Consider the following 13,249-nt stretch of genomic DNA (forward strand, 5'->3'; position numbering starts at 1 on the left):
GTCATTCGCCGGGGACGACGAGCCCGGACTCGTACGCGTAGACGACGGCCTGGACCCGGTCGCGCCGGTCGAGCTTGGTGAGGATCCGGCTCACGTGGGTCTTCACGGTCTGTTCGGCGATGACGAGGTCGGCCGCGATCTCCTGGTTGGACAGGCCGCGCGCCATGCGGACGAGCACCTCCACCTCGCGCGGGGTCAGCGTGTCGAGGGCGGCCGGCCGCTGACGGGGGCCGGGCGACTGCCGGGCGAACCGCTCGATGAGCCGGCGGGTGACCGAGGGCGCGAGCAACGCGTCGCCGGCCGCCACCACCCGTACCGCCTGCACCAGTTCGCTGGCCGGGGCGTCCTTGAGCAGGAAGCCGGCGGCGCCGGCCCGCAGCGCCTCGTAGACGTAGTCGTCGAGGTCGAACGTGGTGAGCATGAGCACCCGGGGCCGGTGCGCCGGCGGCGGGGCGTCGAGCAGCAGCCGGGTGGCGGCGAGCCCGTCCAGCCGGGGCATCCGCACGTCCATGAGGACGACGTCGGGCCGGAGCCGGCGGGCCAGCGTGACGGCCTCCAGCCCGTCGGCGGCGCCGCCGAGCACGGTGATGTCGGGCTGGGCGGCCAGCAGCGCGCCGAAGCCCTCGCGCACCATCGCCTGGTCGTCGACGACCAGCACGGTTGTCGTCACGGCACGTCCTCCGGGTCGCCGGCGCACGGGAAGGTGGCCTCGACGGCGAAGCCGCCCGCGCCGTCGGGGCCGGCCGACAGCGTGCCACCCAGCAGGGTGACCCGCTCACGCATACCGGCCAGGCCGTGCCCGCCGGCCCGGGGCTGCGGCGGTGCGTCCGGCGCGGCGTTGACGACGCTGACCCGCAGCAGGTCGGCGTCGCGGCGCACGGCGACGGCCACCGGGGCGCGGCCGGCGTGCCGGGCGGCGTTGGACAGCGACTCCTGCACGACGCGGTACGCGCACAGGCCGACGGTGGCCGGCACCCCGGCGGTGCCCGTGGTGTCGAGGGTGACCGGCACGCCGGCCCGGCGCGCGCCCTCGACCAGGGCGGGCAGGTCGTCCAGGGTGGGCTGCGGCGCGCGCTCCGGCGGGTCGGCGCCACGCAGCGTGCCCAGCAGGCGGCGCATGTCGGCCAGCGCGTCCCGGGCGCCGGCGCTGATCGAGGCGAACTCGGCGCGCACCGGCTCGGGCACCCCCGGGTGCCGGTACGGCGCGGTCTCGGCCTGCACGGCGATGAGCGACATGTGATGGGCGACCACGTCGTGCAACTCCCGGGCGATGCGGGCGCGTTCCTCCAGGGCGGCGCGGCGGGCGTACTCGGCGCGGGTCAGTTCGGCCTGCTCGTGCAGGGCGCGGCGGGCCCCGGCGCGGCCGGCGAGCGCGTCGAGCAGAACCGCGTACGCGGCCAGCGCCAGGCTGCCGCCGACGCTGTCCGGGCCGGGGATCCACAGCCACAGCAGGGCCACCATCAGCGCGAACATCGTCCACAGTGCCGGCCGGCCGTAGCGCAGCGCGGCCACGGTGAACGCCAGCACGAACACCGGGATCTGCGGCGGGTCCCAGGCCCAGCTGCCCCAGGGGTCACCGGGGGCGAGCGGGGTGAGCAGGGCGGCCAGCCAGCCGACCCGCCAGGCCAGCAGCGGGTACCGGACCAGCAGCGCGAGCGGCGCCACCTCGGCCAGGCCGACGAGGGTGGCCCAGCCGTCCGCGCCGGGATGCGCCCGGGCGGCGAGCGCCGCGCACAGCGGGAACCCCACGACGGTGGCGATGGCGAGCAGCACGACCACCGCCCGGCGCACCGGAGCGGGCCGGCCCGCCAGCCAGGACGGCGCCGGGTCGGTCGCCGTCACGACGGTCCGTAACCCGCGCCACCCGTGCTCGACGATCCGACTGGTCCGCATCACCGGCGAGCCTATCGACGGCGAGCCGGCCGGCGCGTGGCGCTGGCGGGGGATCTCGCACCCGCCGGCGTCATACCCGGGAGCCACCCGAGGTTGGCTCCGCACGGCGATGTGCCGGGACCACTGCGCTCCGTAGCGTCGCCCCCATGACGATCATCCAGGTACGCAGAGACTGGTCCGGCCACGCCCGTGGCGTGCTCCTCGACGCCGTGTACTGCGGCGGGCTGGCGGTGGTGAGCGCGGCCGGGCTGGGCCTGGTCCTGGCCGGCCGGCCCGCGGCGGCGGCCCGGCTGTCCGGCCGCTGGCAGCGGTTGCGCGGGGAACCGGCCACCCAGCCGGTCCGGGGTCTGCCGGTGGCCGGCAACGCGCTCATGGGGCTGGTGCTGGGGGTGCTGGCGGTCATCCCGCTCGGGATCGAGGCGCTGTTCGTGGCCCGGGGCGTGCTGTACGGCGTGGTGGACGGCGGCCCGTACGACACCTCCTGGGGCGGCCCCACCCGGGGCGGCGCCTGGCTGGCGCACTTCCTCGTGGGGGTGCCGTTCGCGCTTGCCGGGCTGGCGGCGATGTCCGGCCTCGCCCTGTTGCACCGGCGCTGGACGGCCTACCTGGCCGGCGAGCGGGGTGGGGCGTGGGTGGTGCCGGTGGCGCTGCTGGCGTGCGGGGCCGCGGCGGTGCTCTTCGTCGCCTGGCTGCACCAGATCTGAGGGCGGTTGCCCGTCACACCCGGCGGGCCGGGGTGGCGGGCGCCGGACGGGGCGGGGTTACGGTGGGGGCGTGGCGCTCTCCCTGGCGATCTCGCCCTGCCCCAACGACACGTTCGTCTTCGACGCCCTGGTGCACGGCCGGGTGCCCGGCGCGCCGCCGGTCGAGGTGACCTACGCCGACGTGGACGTCACGAACACGGCCGCCGAGCGCGGGGCGTTCGACCTCGTGAAGGTGAGCTACGCGGCGCTGCCGTGGCTGCTCGACGACTACCACCTGCTGCCCTGCGGGGGCGCGCTGGGCCGGGGCTGCGGGCCGCTGGTGCTCACCCGGGGCGACCGGACCGACCTCTCCGGCGCGACGGTGGCGGTGCCGGGCGAGCGGACCACGGCTTACCTGCTGTTCCGGCTCTGGGCGGCCGACCAGGCGCCGGCCCGGATCGAGGTGGTGCCGTTCCACGAGATCATGCCGGGGGTGGCCGCCGGGCGGTACGACGCCGGGCTGGTGATCCACGAGGCGCGCTTCACCTACCCGCGGCACGGGTTGACCGCCCTGGTCGACCTGGGCGAGTGGTGGGAGGGCGACACCGGGCTGCCGATCCCGCTCGGCGCGATCCTGGCCCGCAAGGGCGCGGTCGACCCGGTCGAGGCGGCCGCCTGGATCCGCGAGTCGGTCCGGCAGGCGTGGGCCGACCCCGAGGCCAGCCGGGAGTACGTGCTCGCGCACGCGCAGGAGATGGAGCCCGACGTGGTGGACCGGCACATCGGCCTCTACGTCAACGAGTTCACCGCCGACCTGGGAGAGGCCGGCTTCGCCGCCGTGGAGGCGCTGCTGGGCCGGGCCGCCGACGCCGGGCTCGTCCCTCAGACCTCCAGCTCGCGCGCCACCGCGTGGACCAGCTGAGCGATCTTCTGCGCGGTCTTCCGGTCCGGGAAGCGGCCGCGGCGCAGGTCCGGCTGGACCTTCGCCTCCAGCACCTTGATCATGTCTTCGACCAGGCCGTGCAGCTCCTCGGCCGGCCGGCGGCGCAGCTCCGCCACCGAGGGCGGCGCCTCCAGCAGCTTGACCCCCATGGCCTGGGCGCCCCGCCGGCTGTCCACCACGCTGAAATCGACCCGCTGGCCGCCCTTCAGGTCGGCGACACCCGCCGGTAGCGCGCCCTTGGGCAGGAACACGTCGCCACCCTCGTCACTGGTGACGAACCCGTATCCCTTGGCCGCGTCATACCACTTCACTCGACCCGTCGGCACCTGAAACCCCTGCTTCGCTCGGAACCTCTACCCCTCCAAGGCTAGCCCGATGATCCGGTCCAGCGCCGCCGGGAATCCGGTGAGATCATCCAGCACCACGTGCGCTCCGGCGGCGCTCAGCTCGTCCCTCGCGCAGGGGCCGGTCGCCACTCCCACGCCCGGGATTCCCGCAGCTTGCGCGGCGACCATGTCGGCCACGTGATCGCCCACGTAGAGCGTCGCGCCGTGCTCCCGCAGCGCGGTCGCCTTCTCCTCCGCGAACAGGTCGCCGGCCAGCTCGTCGACGGCCAGCCCGAGGTGGTCCAGGTGCAGCTTCGCCAGCCGGCCCAGCTTCGAGGTCACCACCATGACGCGGCCGCCGCGGGCGTGCACCGCCTCGATCGCGGCCTCGGCGCCGGGCGTCGGCAGGGACGGGGTGATCGCGTACGCCGGGTACAGCTCCCGGTACGTCGTCACCGCCTCGTCGACCTGCTCGGGCGGGAACCAGTGGGCGATCTCGGTGCGCAGCGGCGGCCCGAGGCGGGAGACCGCCAGCTCGGAGTCGACGGGCACGCCGGTCAGCGCGGTCAGCGCCCGGTAGGCGGCCGCGATGCCGGGGCGCGAGTCGACCAGGGTCATGTCGAGGTCGAATCCGACCATGAGCGGGGGCATGCCGAGAACGTACCCGTTCCGACGGGCGGGACGGCCCCTGGCCGGGCTAGCGTGGAACGACGATGACCACCTCACTCGCCGACCACCTGCGGACCCTCCCCGACGAGTCCCTGGCCGCGCTCCTCCAGCTGCGGCCGGACCTCGTCGTGCCCGTGCCGGCAGACGTCTCCGCCCTCGCCATCCGCGCCCAGTCGCGGGTCTCCGTGGCCCGGGCGCTCGACGGGCTGGACCAGTTCACCCTCCTGATCCTGGACGCCGCCCGGCTCACCCGGGCCCCGGAGGGCGGCGGCACCACCACCGAGGCGATCATGGCCCTGGCCACCGCCGGCCCGCACCCGCCCGCCCCGGCCGTCGTCCGCGGCGCCGTGAACAAACTCCGTGCGCTCTTCCTGCTGTACGGGCCGGAGCACGACCTGCACGTGGTGGGCGGCGTCGACGAGGTGTCCACGTACCCCGCGGGGCTGGGCCGGCCGGCCGCGGAGCTGGACCCGCGCGCGGCGGCCGTCTGCGCGGACCCGGCGAAGCTGCGCCGGACGCTGCTGGCCGCCCCGCCTTCGGCCCGGGCGATCCTGGACCGGCTCGCCGCCGGCCCGCCGGTCGGGACCGTGCCCCCGGGCGCCCTGGACGCCCCCGCCACCGGCGAGGAGGACGTCCTCCCGCCGGACCTGGTCAACGGCGGCGCGGCCACCGGCTCCCCGATCCGCTGGCTGGTCGAGCACCGGCTGCTCGTCCGGATGTCCGCCGTGAAGGGCGGCGGCACCGTCGAGCTGCCCCGCGAGGTGGCGCTGCTGCTGCGCCGCGACAGCGGCCCGCTCGGCCCGCTGCGCACCAGCCCGCCGCTGGTGTCGAGCCCGCCGCGCGAGGCCAAGGCCGTCGACTCGGCCGGCGCCGGGCAGACCATGGAGGTGGTCCGGCACACGGAGGCGCTGCTGGAGGCCCTGGCCGCCGAGCCCGCCCCGGTGCTGCGCTCCGGCGGCGTGGGCGTCCGCGACCTGCGCCGCCTGGCCCGCGGCCTCGGGCTGGACGACCCGACCACCGCGCTGATCTTCGAGGTGGCGTACGCGGCCGGGCTGCTCGGCGAGCTGGACCTGACCGGCACGGTCACCGCCCGCTACGGCGGCGACCAGCAGATCCTGCCCACCGGCGGGTACGAGGTGTGGCGGGCCGCCTCGCTGGCCCAGCGCTGGGAGCAACTGGCCCGGGCCTGGCTGACCATGACCCGCCAGGTGGGCCTGGTCGGCCAGCGCGACGACCGGGACCGGCCCATCTCGGTGCTCTCCGCCGAGGCGGAACGCGCCGGCGCCCCGGCCGCGAGGCGCTCGGTGCTGGCCGTGCTGGCCGACCTGGCCCCGGCGACCGCCCCCACCCCCGACGAGGTGCTGGAACTGCTGGACTGGCGGGCGCCCCGCCGGGCGCGGGGCCGGGAGGCGGCGCACCGCGAGGTGCTGGCCGAGGCCGCCCAGCTCGGGGTGACCGGGCTCGGGGCGCTCACCTCGTACGGGCGGCTGCTGCTTTCCGAGCTGACCGACGACGAGCGGGGCGAGGACCCGCTCGGGCTCTACTCCGACGCCGAGTCGGGCGAGCCGTCCACCGCCGTCCGCGCGCTGGACGCGCTGCTGCCCGCCCCCGTCGACCACTTCCTCGTGCAGGCCGACCTGACCGTGGTGGTGCCCGGCCCGCCCGACCCGGCGCTCGCCGCCGAGTTGGACGTGGTGGCCGAGCACGAGTCGGCCGGCGGAGCGAGCGTGCACCGGGTCACCACGGCCAGTGTCCGGCGGGCCCTGGACGCCGGCTACTCCGCCGACGACCTGCACGCGCTGTTCCGCCGCCGGTCGCGTACCCCGGTGCCGCAGGGGCTCAGCTACCTGGTGGACGACGTGGCGCGCAAGCACGGCGGGCTGCGCGTCGGGTCGGCCGGCGGCTACGTGCGCAGCGACGACGAGGCGCTGCTCACCGAGGTGCAGGCCGACAAGCGGCTGGAGTCGCTGGCCTTCCGGCGGCTCGCCCCCACGGTGCTGGTCACCCCGTACCAGGTGAACCGCATGCTGATCGCGCTGCGCGACGCCGGCTACGCGCCGGTGCCCGAGGACGCCGGCGGCGCGGCGGTCCTCGCCCGGCCGAAGACCCGGCGGGCCCCCGCCCGGGTGCCGGTGACCAGCCGCAGCCTCGACCCGCTCGCGGCGCCGCGGCTGCCGATGCCCCGGCTGCTCGGCGTGGTCGAGCAGATCCGCCGCGGCGAGGCGGCCGCCCGGGCGGCGCGGCGCGCCCCGGAGGTGGTCCGCGGGTCGGCGCGCAAGGGCCCGGGGCCGGCGCACACCCACAGCGACGCCCTGGCCGTGCTCCAGCAGGCGGTACGCGACAAGGCGCTGGTCTGGGTCGGCTACGTCGACGCGCACGGGGCGACCGCGTCCCGGCTGGTCCGGCCCGTCTCGATCGGGGCCGGCTACCTGCGCGCCGAGGACGAGCGCACCGAGATGCTGCACACCTTCGCGCTGCACCGCATCACCGCGGCGGTGCTGGAGGACTGAGGCGACGGTTCCGGCCCGGCGCGCCGGGGCCGTCGTCAGTCCCCGTTGCGGCGCAGGGTGCCGATCACCGAGACGGCGAGCAGCAGCCCGAACGCGGCCCCGGCCGACTCGCCGACCGAGTCGACGAAGCCCTGCCGCTGCACCAGCAGCCCGAAGAGGAACCAGCCGAAGATGCCGGTGGCGGCGGCCGCGTAGCCGACCAGGACCGCGGTGGAGACCTCCTGCTGGCGCGCCCGGTCGTTCTCGGGAAGCACGTCGTGATCGACGGTCATCTCCAGTCCCTCCCGCCCCGTGGTGGACCCGACCTCCAGCGTGGCACCGGAGGGGGTCACCCGGACAGGGGATAAAACCCTGATCCGGCTGGGACGGTGACGCTCAGGTGCCGGAGCGGTGGCCGAAGACGACCACGCGGGTGCCGACCGAGCCCAGCTCCCAGAGGCGTACGGCGTCGCGGTGCAGCAGGTTCACGCAGCCGTGCGAGCCGATCCAGGGGTTGTGCAGGTAGGTCGTGGTCTCGTGGAAGCCGATCCCGCCGTTGAACCGCTGCCAGTAGGGCAGCCACACCTTGTACGGGTTGGACCACTCCCGCATGTTCTTCCCACCCACCGTGTAGGTGCCGGTCGGGGTGGCGTAGCCGGCCATGCCGGTGCGGGTCACCGTCGGGCCCATGACCACCTTGCCGCCGCGCATCGCGAAGACGGTCTGCCGGGTCAGGTCGACGCAGAAGGTGAGGCCCGAGCCGGCGTGGCAGCGCCCGGTGTCGGTGTCGGCCAGCCGCTTCGCCACGTCGTACGTGGTGGCGCCGGCGCGACCGGCGGCCGGGCTGATCCCGTACCGGCTCTGGAACTTCTTGATGGCCGTGCAGTCGGCGGCCGACTGCTTGCCGTCCACGGTCAGCGTCCCGAAGCCGCCCAGCCGGGTCAGGTACGTCTCCACGGCCCTCTGGTGCTCCCCCTGCGGGCACCCGGCGGACTTCGACGGCTTCGGCGTGGCCGGCTTCGGCGTGGTGCTTCGGGAGGGTTTCGGCGTGGCCGTCCGGCTCGGCTGCGCCGACGGGGACGCGGTCGGCTGCTCCGGCGTGGGCGACGCGCTCGCCCCCGATGGCTGTTCCGTCACGCCGACGGGGGCCGGGGCGGCCGCCCCGGATCCGTCGCCCTGCGGATCGAGCGCGCACGCACCGACGCCGACCAGCACGACCGCTGCCAGGCTGACGGCCCGGACGGCGAACCGGACACGCTTCATGGGCCCTCCCCCTGGACAGTTGTCCCGCTTGCTAGACGTACGGGAGGAGTGTGACGTTGCCTGTCCAGCGAGACTTTTTCCCGACAGTCTTCGGCGTGCAACACTGGATGGTCCGCCTTCGGCAGGTCAGCTGCCGTGCGGGCGAGAATTTCCGGCTCTTGGAGAGGACGCTGGCGTGAGCGGTGGACCACTGATCGTGCAGTCGGACAAGACCCTGCTGCTGGAGATCGACCACCCCGACGCCCAGGCGTGCCGGATGGCCATCGCGCCCTTCGCCGAGCTGGAGCGCTCCCCCGAGCACGTGCACACCTACCGGCTCACCCCGCTGGGGCTGTGGAACGCCCGGGCCGCCGGCCACGACGCCGAGGGCGTGGTGGACACCCTGATCAAGTACTCCCGCTACCCGGTGCCGCACGCACTGCTGGTCGACGTGGCCGAGACCATGGACCGGTACGGCCGGCTCCAGCTCGCCAACGACCCGGCGCACGGCCTGGTGCTCCGCGCGCTGGACCGGGTGGTGCTCATCGAGGTCGCCAAGAGCAAGAAGCTCGCCGGGATGCTGGGCCCGAAGCTCGACGACGACACCATCCAGGTGCACCCGTCCGAGCGCGGCCGGCTCAAGCAGGCGCTGCTCAAGCTCGGCTGGCCCGCCGAGGACCTGGCCGGCTACGTCGACGGCGAGGCGCACCCCATCGAGCTGGCCGAGTCCGGCAAGGACGGCGGCAAGCCGTGGACGCTGCGGTCCTACCAGCGGGAGGCCGTCGAGGCGTTCTGGGCCGGCGGCTCCGGCGTGGTGGTGCTCCCCTGCGGCGCCGGCAAGACCCTCGTCGGGGCGGCCGCCATGGCCGAGGCGAAGGCGACCACGCTGATCCTGGTCACCAACACGGTCGCCGGCCGGCAGTGGAAGCGCGAGCTGATCGCCCGCACCTCGCTCACCGAGGAGGAGATCGGCGAATACTCGGGCGAGCGCAAGGAGATCCGCCCGGTCACCATCGCCACGTACCAGGTGCTCACCTCCCGCAAGAAGGGCGTGTTCACCCACCTCGACCTGTTCGGCGCCCGCGACTGGGGCCTGGTCGTCTACGACGAGGTGCACCTGCTGCCCGCGCCGATCTTCCGCTTCACCGCGGACCTCCAGGCCCGCCGCCGGCTCGGCCTCACGGCGACCCTGGTACGCGAGGACGGCCGCGAGGGCGACGTGTTCAGCCTGATCGGGCCGAAGCGGTACGACGCGCCGTGGAAGGACATCGAGTCGCAGGGCTGGATCGCGCCGGCCGAGTGCGTCGAGGTCCGGGTGACGCTGACCGAGGCGGAGCGGCTGGCGTACGCGACGGCCGAGGCCGAGGAGCGGTACCGGATGGCGGCTACGGCGCGGACGAAGTTGCCGGTGGTGCGGGCACTTGTGGAGCGGCACCCGAATGAGCAGGTGTTGGTGATCGGTGGGTACATCGATCAGTTGCACCAGCTTGGGGAGTACCTGGACGCGCCGATCGTGCAGGGGTCGACTACCAACAAGGAGCGGGAGCGGCTCTTTGACGCGTTCCGGTCGGGTGAGGTTAAGACTCTGGTGATTTCCAAGGTCGGGAACTTCTCGATTGACCTGCCGGAGGCTGCTGTCGCGATTCAGGTGTCGGGGACGTTTGGGTCTCGGCAGGAGGAGGCGCAGCGGCTAGGGCGGGTGCTGCGGCCTAAGGCCGATGGGCGGCAGGCGCACTTCTACACGGTCGTCTCCCGGGACACGATCGACACGGAGTACGCGGCGCACCGGCAGAGGTTCCTCGCCGAGCAGGGGTACGCGTACACCATCGTGGACGCCGACGACGTGCTGGGACCGAAGCTCCCGACGATCGACTAACTGACTCGCACACTCCCGCTCGGCGTGCTGCTGTTCACCAGCGCCGCCTGATCCGTTCCGGTCACATCTCGGCGAGCAATTCGGTCTAATTGGTGTAACTCAGCAGATCGAAAACCTCGCCGAAAGGCCGCCCGCGCATGAAGACGATCGTTCTCGTCCACGGCTTCTGGGTGACCCCTCGCAGCTGGGAACACTGGATCGACCGCTACCAACGGGCCGGCTACCACGTCATCGCGCCGGCCTACCCAGGGTTCGAGGTGGAGGTCGAGGCGCTCAACGCCGACCCGACGCCCATCGCGGAGGTGACGACCCCGGCGATCATCTCGCACCTGGAGTCGGTGGTCGGCGCCCTCGACGAGCCGCCGATCATCATCGGCCACTCTGCGGGCGGCGCGTTCACGCAGGTCCTGCTGGACCATGGATTCGGCGCCGCTGGCGTGGCGATCAACTCCGCGGCGACGGAGGGCGTTCTCGTCACCCCGCCGTCCCAGATCAAGTCGACGTTCCCTGTGCTGAAGAACCCTGCGAACCGGCACAAGGCAGTCGGCCTGACGCCCGAGCAGTGGAAGTACACATTTGGCAACACCTTCACCGAGGAAGAGTCCCTCGAGCTCTACCAGCGGTATCACGTCCCGGCATCCGGGCGGATCCTGTGGGACAGCGTGCTGGCGAACTTTCAGCCCGGCCCGCAGGACATCCACGTCGACTACCACAACGACAACCGGGCGCCGCTGCTGTTCGTCTCCGGCAGCGAGGACCACCTCATGCCGCCGAGCGTGCAGCGGTCCAACGCCAAGCACTACAAGTCCTCGAAGACCATCACCGAGATCAAGGAATACGAAGGCATGGGACACCTGCTGCCCGCGCAGAAGGGGTGGGAGGAGGTCGCCGACGACGTCCTGGCCTGGGCCGTGGAGCACTCCGGCTGGCCGGCCGCGACCGGCGCCTGAGGACATCCGCATCAGACACATCGGCCGGCAAGCCCACCATGACGAATCGGAAGGACAGCGGCATGAGCTACATCACCGCCAAGGACGGCACCGAGATCTCCTACAAGGACTGGGGTGCCGGCCCGGTTGTCACCTTCTCCCACGGCTGGCCGCTGAGCGCGGACGCGTGGGACGGGCAGATGCTCTTCCTCGTGCAGAACGGCTTCCGGGTCGTCGCACACGACCGCCGTGGCCACGGCCGGTCGAGCCAGGCGTCCGGCGGCAACGACATGGACGGCTACGCCGACGACCTCGCGGCGGTCATCGAGGCGCTCGACCTGACCGACGCCACGCTGGTCGGGCACTCGACCGGCGGCGGTGAGGTCGCGCGCTACATCGGCCGACACGGGACGGGACGGGTCGCCAAAGCCGTCCTCATCTCCGCCGTGCCGCCGATCATGGTGCAGACGCCGGACAATCCCGAGGGCCTGCCCATCGCCGTCTTCGACGAGATGCGCGCCAACCTGCTGAAGGACCGGTCGCAGTTCTACCAGGACCTGGCGCAGATGTTCTACGGCGCCAACCGGCAGGGGGCGAAGGTTTCGAAGGGGATCCTCGACCAGTTCTGGCTGTGGAGCATGCAGGCCGGCCTGTGGAACGCGTACGAGAGCATCAAAGCCTTCTCCGAGACGGACTTCCGCGACGACCTCGCCAAGTTCGACATCCCCACCCTGGTTCTGCATGGCGAGGACGACCAGATCGTCCCGGTCAAGGACTCGGCGAGGAAGACCGCCCAGCTCATCCCGAACGCCAAGGACATCTACTACCCGGGCGCGCCACACGGCATCACGTCCACACTCCAGGACCAGGTCAACAATGACCTGCTCGCGTTCCTGAAGAGTTGACCGAGGCGACGAGCTCGGTTTAGCCCTGTTAAGTCCTGAATTGAGGACCCTCCTACTTAAGCACCGACGCCGCGGCCAGTGGTGGCGGAATGTCGGCTGGCACAGCGGGTACGCGGACGGGAGGCAGGGCGGGTAGAACGCTGTGCCGCGGAAGCGTCATCTCCGATCTGAGGCACGAGAGAAGAGAGGCACGCGATGAAGGACAGAATCCTCACCCCGATCAAAAGGGCGACAAAGAGCATCCAGGTGCGCCGTAGACGGGGAGACTCCCTGATCGCCAAGGCAAAGGCCACCCGGCCCGGCCGGGTCTTCCAGTAAGCCCGACACCCCGGACCACCCGTCCGGTGGAGACAAGCACTGCCAGCGCGCTCGGCCTCCATGAAGGGCCGAGCGCGCCCGACGCTACGAACGGCGACGCAGGTAGCGAGCCCGCCGGCCAGCATCCACGAACCCGAGCCGCCGGTACAGCCCCGCCGCCGGGTTGTTGTCGTTGACGCAGAGCCACACTTCCCGCGCCCCGTCGGCCGCCAGGCCCCGCAGCGCACGAGCCACCAGGTACGCCCCGACCCGCCGCCCCCGCCAGCCCGGGACGACGCCCACCTGGTCGACCCAGTTGTCGATGACGTTGACGAAGCCGACGGCGGCACCGTCGGGACCACGGGCGATGAGCGACAGGTCCGGCCGGTACCCGTCGTCCTCCCCCAGCTCACCCAGCCACTCCTCGGCCGTGGGATCGGCGAAGCCGGGCCGGTCGGCGAACGACGCCCGGTAGGCCTCGAACAGCTCGGGACCGAGCGTCGCCGGCTCGGTGGTCACGTCGACGGGCCGGGCGACCTCCGGGAGCGCGTCGAGGTCGTGCCGCTGCACCCATTCGGCGAAGGTCCGCTCGAAGCCGCGCGCCGTGAACAGCGAATCCGCGCCCGGGCTCCACGACTCGGTGGTCACCAGCAGGTCGGCATCACCCGCCTGCTCGCCGGCCCAGCTCAGCAGCAGGCCGCCGAGACCCCGCGCCCGCCAGTCCGGATGCACCAGGCCGGTGCTGGTGGCCGCCTGCCCGCCGAGGCCGACCCCCACGGCCGCGACCAGGCTGCCGTCGTGCCAGGCGCCGAGGGTACGCGTCTGGAACAGCCGCGCCCGCAACAACGGGGTACGGGCGAACAGCGGCAGCCCACCGTCAACGGCCAGGCACCCCTCGGCCAGCCGGGTCAGCTCCGGGAGCTGTCCCTCGCCGAACGCTTCCCAGGTCAGCGCGTCCGTCCCGTCCATGCCTACCCCCGTCGTCAACGGCCCACCG

General features: G+C 73.3%; 13 protein-coding genes. 6 read left to right on the forward strand and 7 right to left on the reverse strand.

Annotated elements, in window-relative coordinates:
• Position 1: 1 nt before the first annotated feature.
• On the reverse strand, positions 2 to 670 hold the full coding sequence (locus tag NLX85_RS09265) for a response regulator transcription factor (RefSeq protein ID WP_308210690.1): 669 nt from the start codon (positions 668 to 670) through the stop codon (positions 2 to 4).
• The gene (locus NLX85_RS09270) at positions 667 to 1,893 is read right to left on the reverse strand and encodes a sensor histidine kinase (RefSeq protein WP_254333361.1); all 1,227 of its coding nucleotides are present in this window, start codon (positions 1,891 to 1,893) and stop codon (positions 667 to 669) included. Before NLX85_RS09270 ends, NLX85_RS09265 begins: the two co-directional genes overlap by 4 nt.
• 146 nt (positions 1,894 to 2,039) lie before the next feature.
• Between NLX85_RS09270 and NLX85_RS09275 the strand changes: the two genes are divergently transcribed.
• The gene (locus NLX85_RS09275) at positions 2,040 to 2,597 is read left to right on the forward strand and encodes a hypothetical protein (protein WP_254333363.1); all 558 of its coding nucleotides are present in this window, start codon (positions 2,040 to 2,042) and stop codon (positions 2,595 to 2,597) included.
• 70 nt (positions 2,598 to 2,667) lie between these two features.
• Positions 2,668 to 3,498 carry a 1,4-dihydroxy-6-naphthoate synthase gene (locus NLX85_RS09280; RefSeq protein WP_254333365.1) on the forward strand — a complete coding sequence of 277 codons (831 nt, stop codon included), beginning with the start codon at positions 2,668 to 2,670 and terminating at the stop codon, positions 3,496 to 3,498.
• On the opposite strand, the gene NLX85_RS09285 is transcribed toward NLX85_RS09280, so the two are convergent.
• Both NLX85_RS09285 and NLX85_RS09290 read right to left on the reverse strand, forming a co-directional pair.
• Positions 3,459 to 3,845 (reverse strand): cold-shock protein, encoded by a 387-nt coding sequence (locus tag NLX85_RS09285; protein ID WP_026267952.1) that lies wholly within the window; start codon positions 3,843 to 3,845, stop codon positions 3,459 to 3,461. The genes NLX85_RS09280 and NLX85_RS09285 overlap by 40 nt on opposite strands.
• Before the next feature lie 27 nt (positions 3,846 to 3,872).
• Entirely contained in the window at positions 3,873 to 4,496 is a 624-nt protein-coding gene (locus NLX85_RS09290; protein ID WP_254333367.1) for an HAD family hydrolase, read from the reverse strand.
• Positions 4,497 to 4,558: 62 nt separating this feature from the next.
• On the opposite strand from NLX85_RS09290, the gene NLX85_RS09295 reads away from it, so the two are divergent.
• Positions 4,559 to 7,024 carry a helicase-associated domain-containing protein gene (locus NLX85_RS09295; RefSeq protein ID WP_254333369.1) on the forward strand — a complete coding sequence of 822 codons (2,466 nt, stop codon included), beginning with the start codon at positions 4,559 to 4,561 and terminating at the stop codon, positions 7,022 to 7,024.
• 35 nt (positions 7,025 to 7,059) lie between these two features.
• Here the strand turns inward: NLX85_RS09295 and NLX85_RS09300 are convergent, their stop codons facing one another.
• Together NLX85_RS09300 and NLX85_RS09305 are read right to left on the reverse strand one after the other, a co-directional pair.
• Positions 7,060 to 7,296 carry a hypothetical protein gene (locus tag NLX85_RS09300; RefSeq protein ID WP_254333732.1) on the reverse strand — a complete coding sequence of 79 codons (237 nt, stop codon included), beginning with the start codon at positions 7,294 to 7,296 and terminating at the stop codon, positions 7,060 to 7,062.
• A gap of 103 nt (positions 7,297 to 7,399) precedes the next feature.
• Positions 7,400 to 8,266, reverse strand: a complete 867-nt coding sequence (locus NLX85_RS09305) for a L,D-transpeptidase family protein (protein WP_254333371.1) — start codon at positions 8,264 to 8,266, stop codon at positions 7,400 to 7,402.
• A gap of 175 nt (positions 8,267 to 8,441) precedes the next feature.
• Between NLX85_RS09305 and NLX85_RS09310 the strand changes: the two genes are divergently transcribed.
• The 3 genes from NLX85_RS09310 (at position 8,442) to NLX85_RS09320 (ending at position 11,955) form a co-directional block, all read left to right on the forward strand.
• The gene (locus NLX85_RS09310; RefSeq protein ID WP_254333373.1) at positions 8,442 to 10,121 is read left to right on the forward strand and encodes a DNA repair helicase XPB; all 1,680 of its coding nucleotides are present in this window, start codon (positions 8,442 to 8,444) and stop codon (positions 10,119 to 10,121) included.
• A gap of 137 nt (positions 10,122 to 10,258) precedes the next feature.
• A complete protein-coding gene (locus tag NLX85_RS09315; protein ID WP_254333375.1) occupies positions 10,259 to 11,071 on the forward strand; it encodes an alpha/beta hydrolase in 813 nt (270 codons plus the stop codon).
• A complete protein-coding gene (locus NLX85_RS09320) occupies positions 10,957 to 11,955 on the forward strand; it encodes an alpha/beta fold hydrolase (protein ID WP_374628072.1) in 999 nt (332 codons plus the stop codon). The genes NLX85_RS09315 and NLX85_RS09320 overlap by 115 nt, the downstream gene beginning before the upstream one ends.
• Positions 11,956 to 12,357: 402 nt before the next feature.
• On the opposite strand, the gene NLX85_RS09325 is transcribed toward NLX85_RS09320, so the two are convergent.
• A complete protein-coding gene (locus NLX85_RS09325) occupies positions 12,358 to 13,221 on the reverse strand; it encodes a GNAT family N-acetyltransferase (RefSeq protein ID WP_254333378.1) in 864 nt (287 codons plus the stop codon).
• Positions 13,222 to 13,249 lie beyond the last annotated feature (28 nt).

Source organism: Micromonospora sp. A3M-1-15, from assembly GCF_024213425.1.
Classification (GTDB): domain Bacteria; phylum Actinomycetota; class Actinomycetes; order Mycobacteriales; family Micromonosporaceae; genus Micromonospora; species Micromonospora chersina.

Bases quoted from the DNA above. Each gene is read 5' to 3' on its own strand.
- NLX85_RS09325 (WP_254333378.1), bottom strand. From the start codon at position 13,221: ATGGACGGGACGGACGCGCTGACCTGGGAAGCGTTCGGCGAGGGACAG.
- NLX85_RS09295 (WP_254333369.1), top strand. From the start codon at position 4,559: ATGACCACCTCACTCGCCGACCACCTGCGGACCCTCCCCGACGAGTCC.
- NLX85_RS09290 (WP_254333367.1), bottom strand. From the start codon at position 4,496: ATGCCCCCGCTCATGGTCGGATTCGACCTCGACATGACCCTGGTCGAC.
- NLX85_RS09270 (WP_254333361.1), bottom strand. From the start codon at position 1,893: ATGCGGACCAGTCGGATCGTCGAGCACGGGTGGCGCGGGTTACGGACC.
- NLX85_RS09305 (WP_254333371.1), bottom strand. From the start codon at position 8,266: ATGAAGCGTGTCCGGTTCGCCGTCCGGGCCGTCAGCCTGGCAGCGGTC.
- NLX85_RS09275 (WP_254333363.1), top strand. From the start codon at position 2,040: ATGACGATCATCCAGGTACGCAGAGACTGGTCCGGCCACGCCCGTGGC.
- NLX85_RS09300 (WP_254333732.1), bottom strand. From the start codon at position 7,296: ATGACCGTCGATCACGACGTGCTTCCCGAGAACGACCGGGCGCGCCAG.
- NLX85_RS09315 (WP_254333375.1), top strand. From the start codon at position 10,259: ATGAAGACGATCGTTCTCGTCCACGGCTTCTGGGTGACCCCTCGCAGC.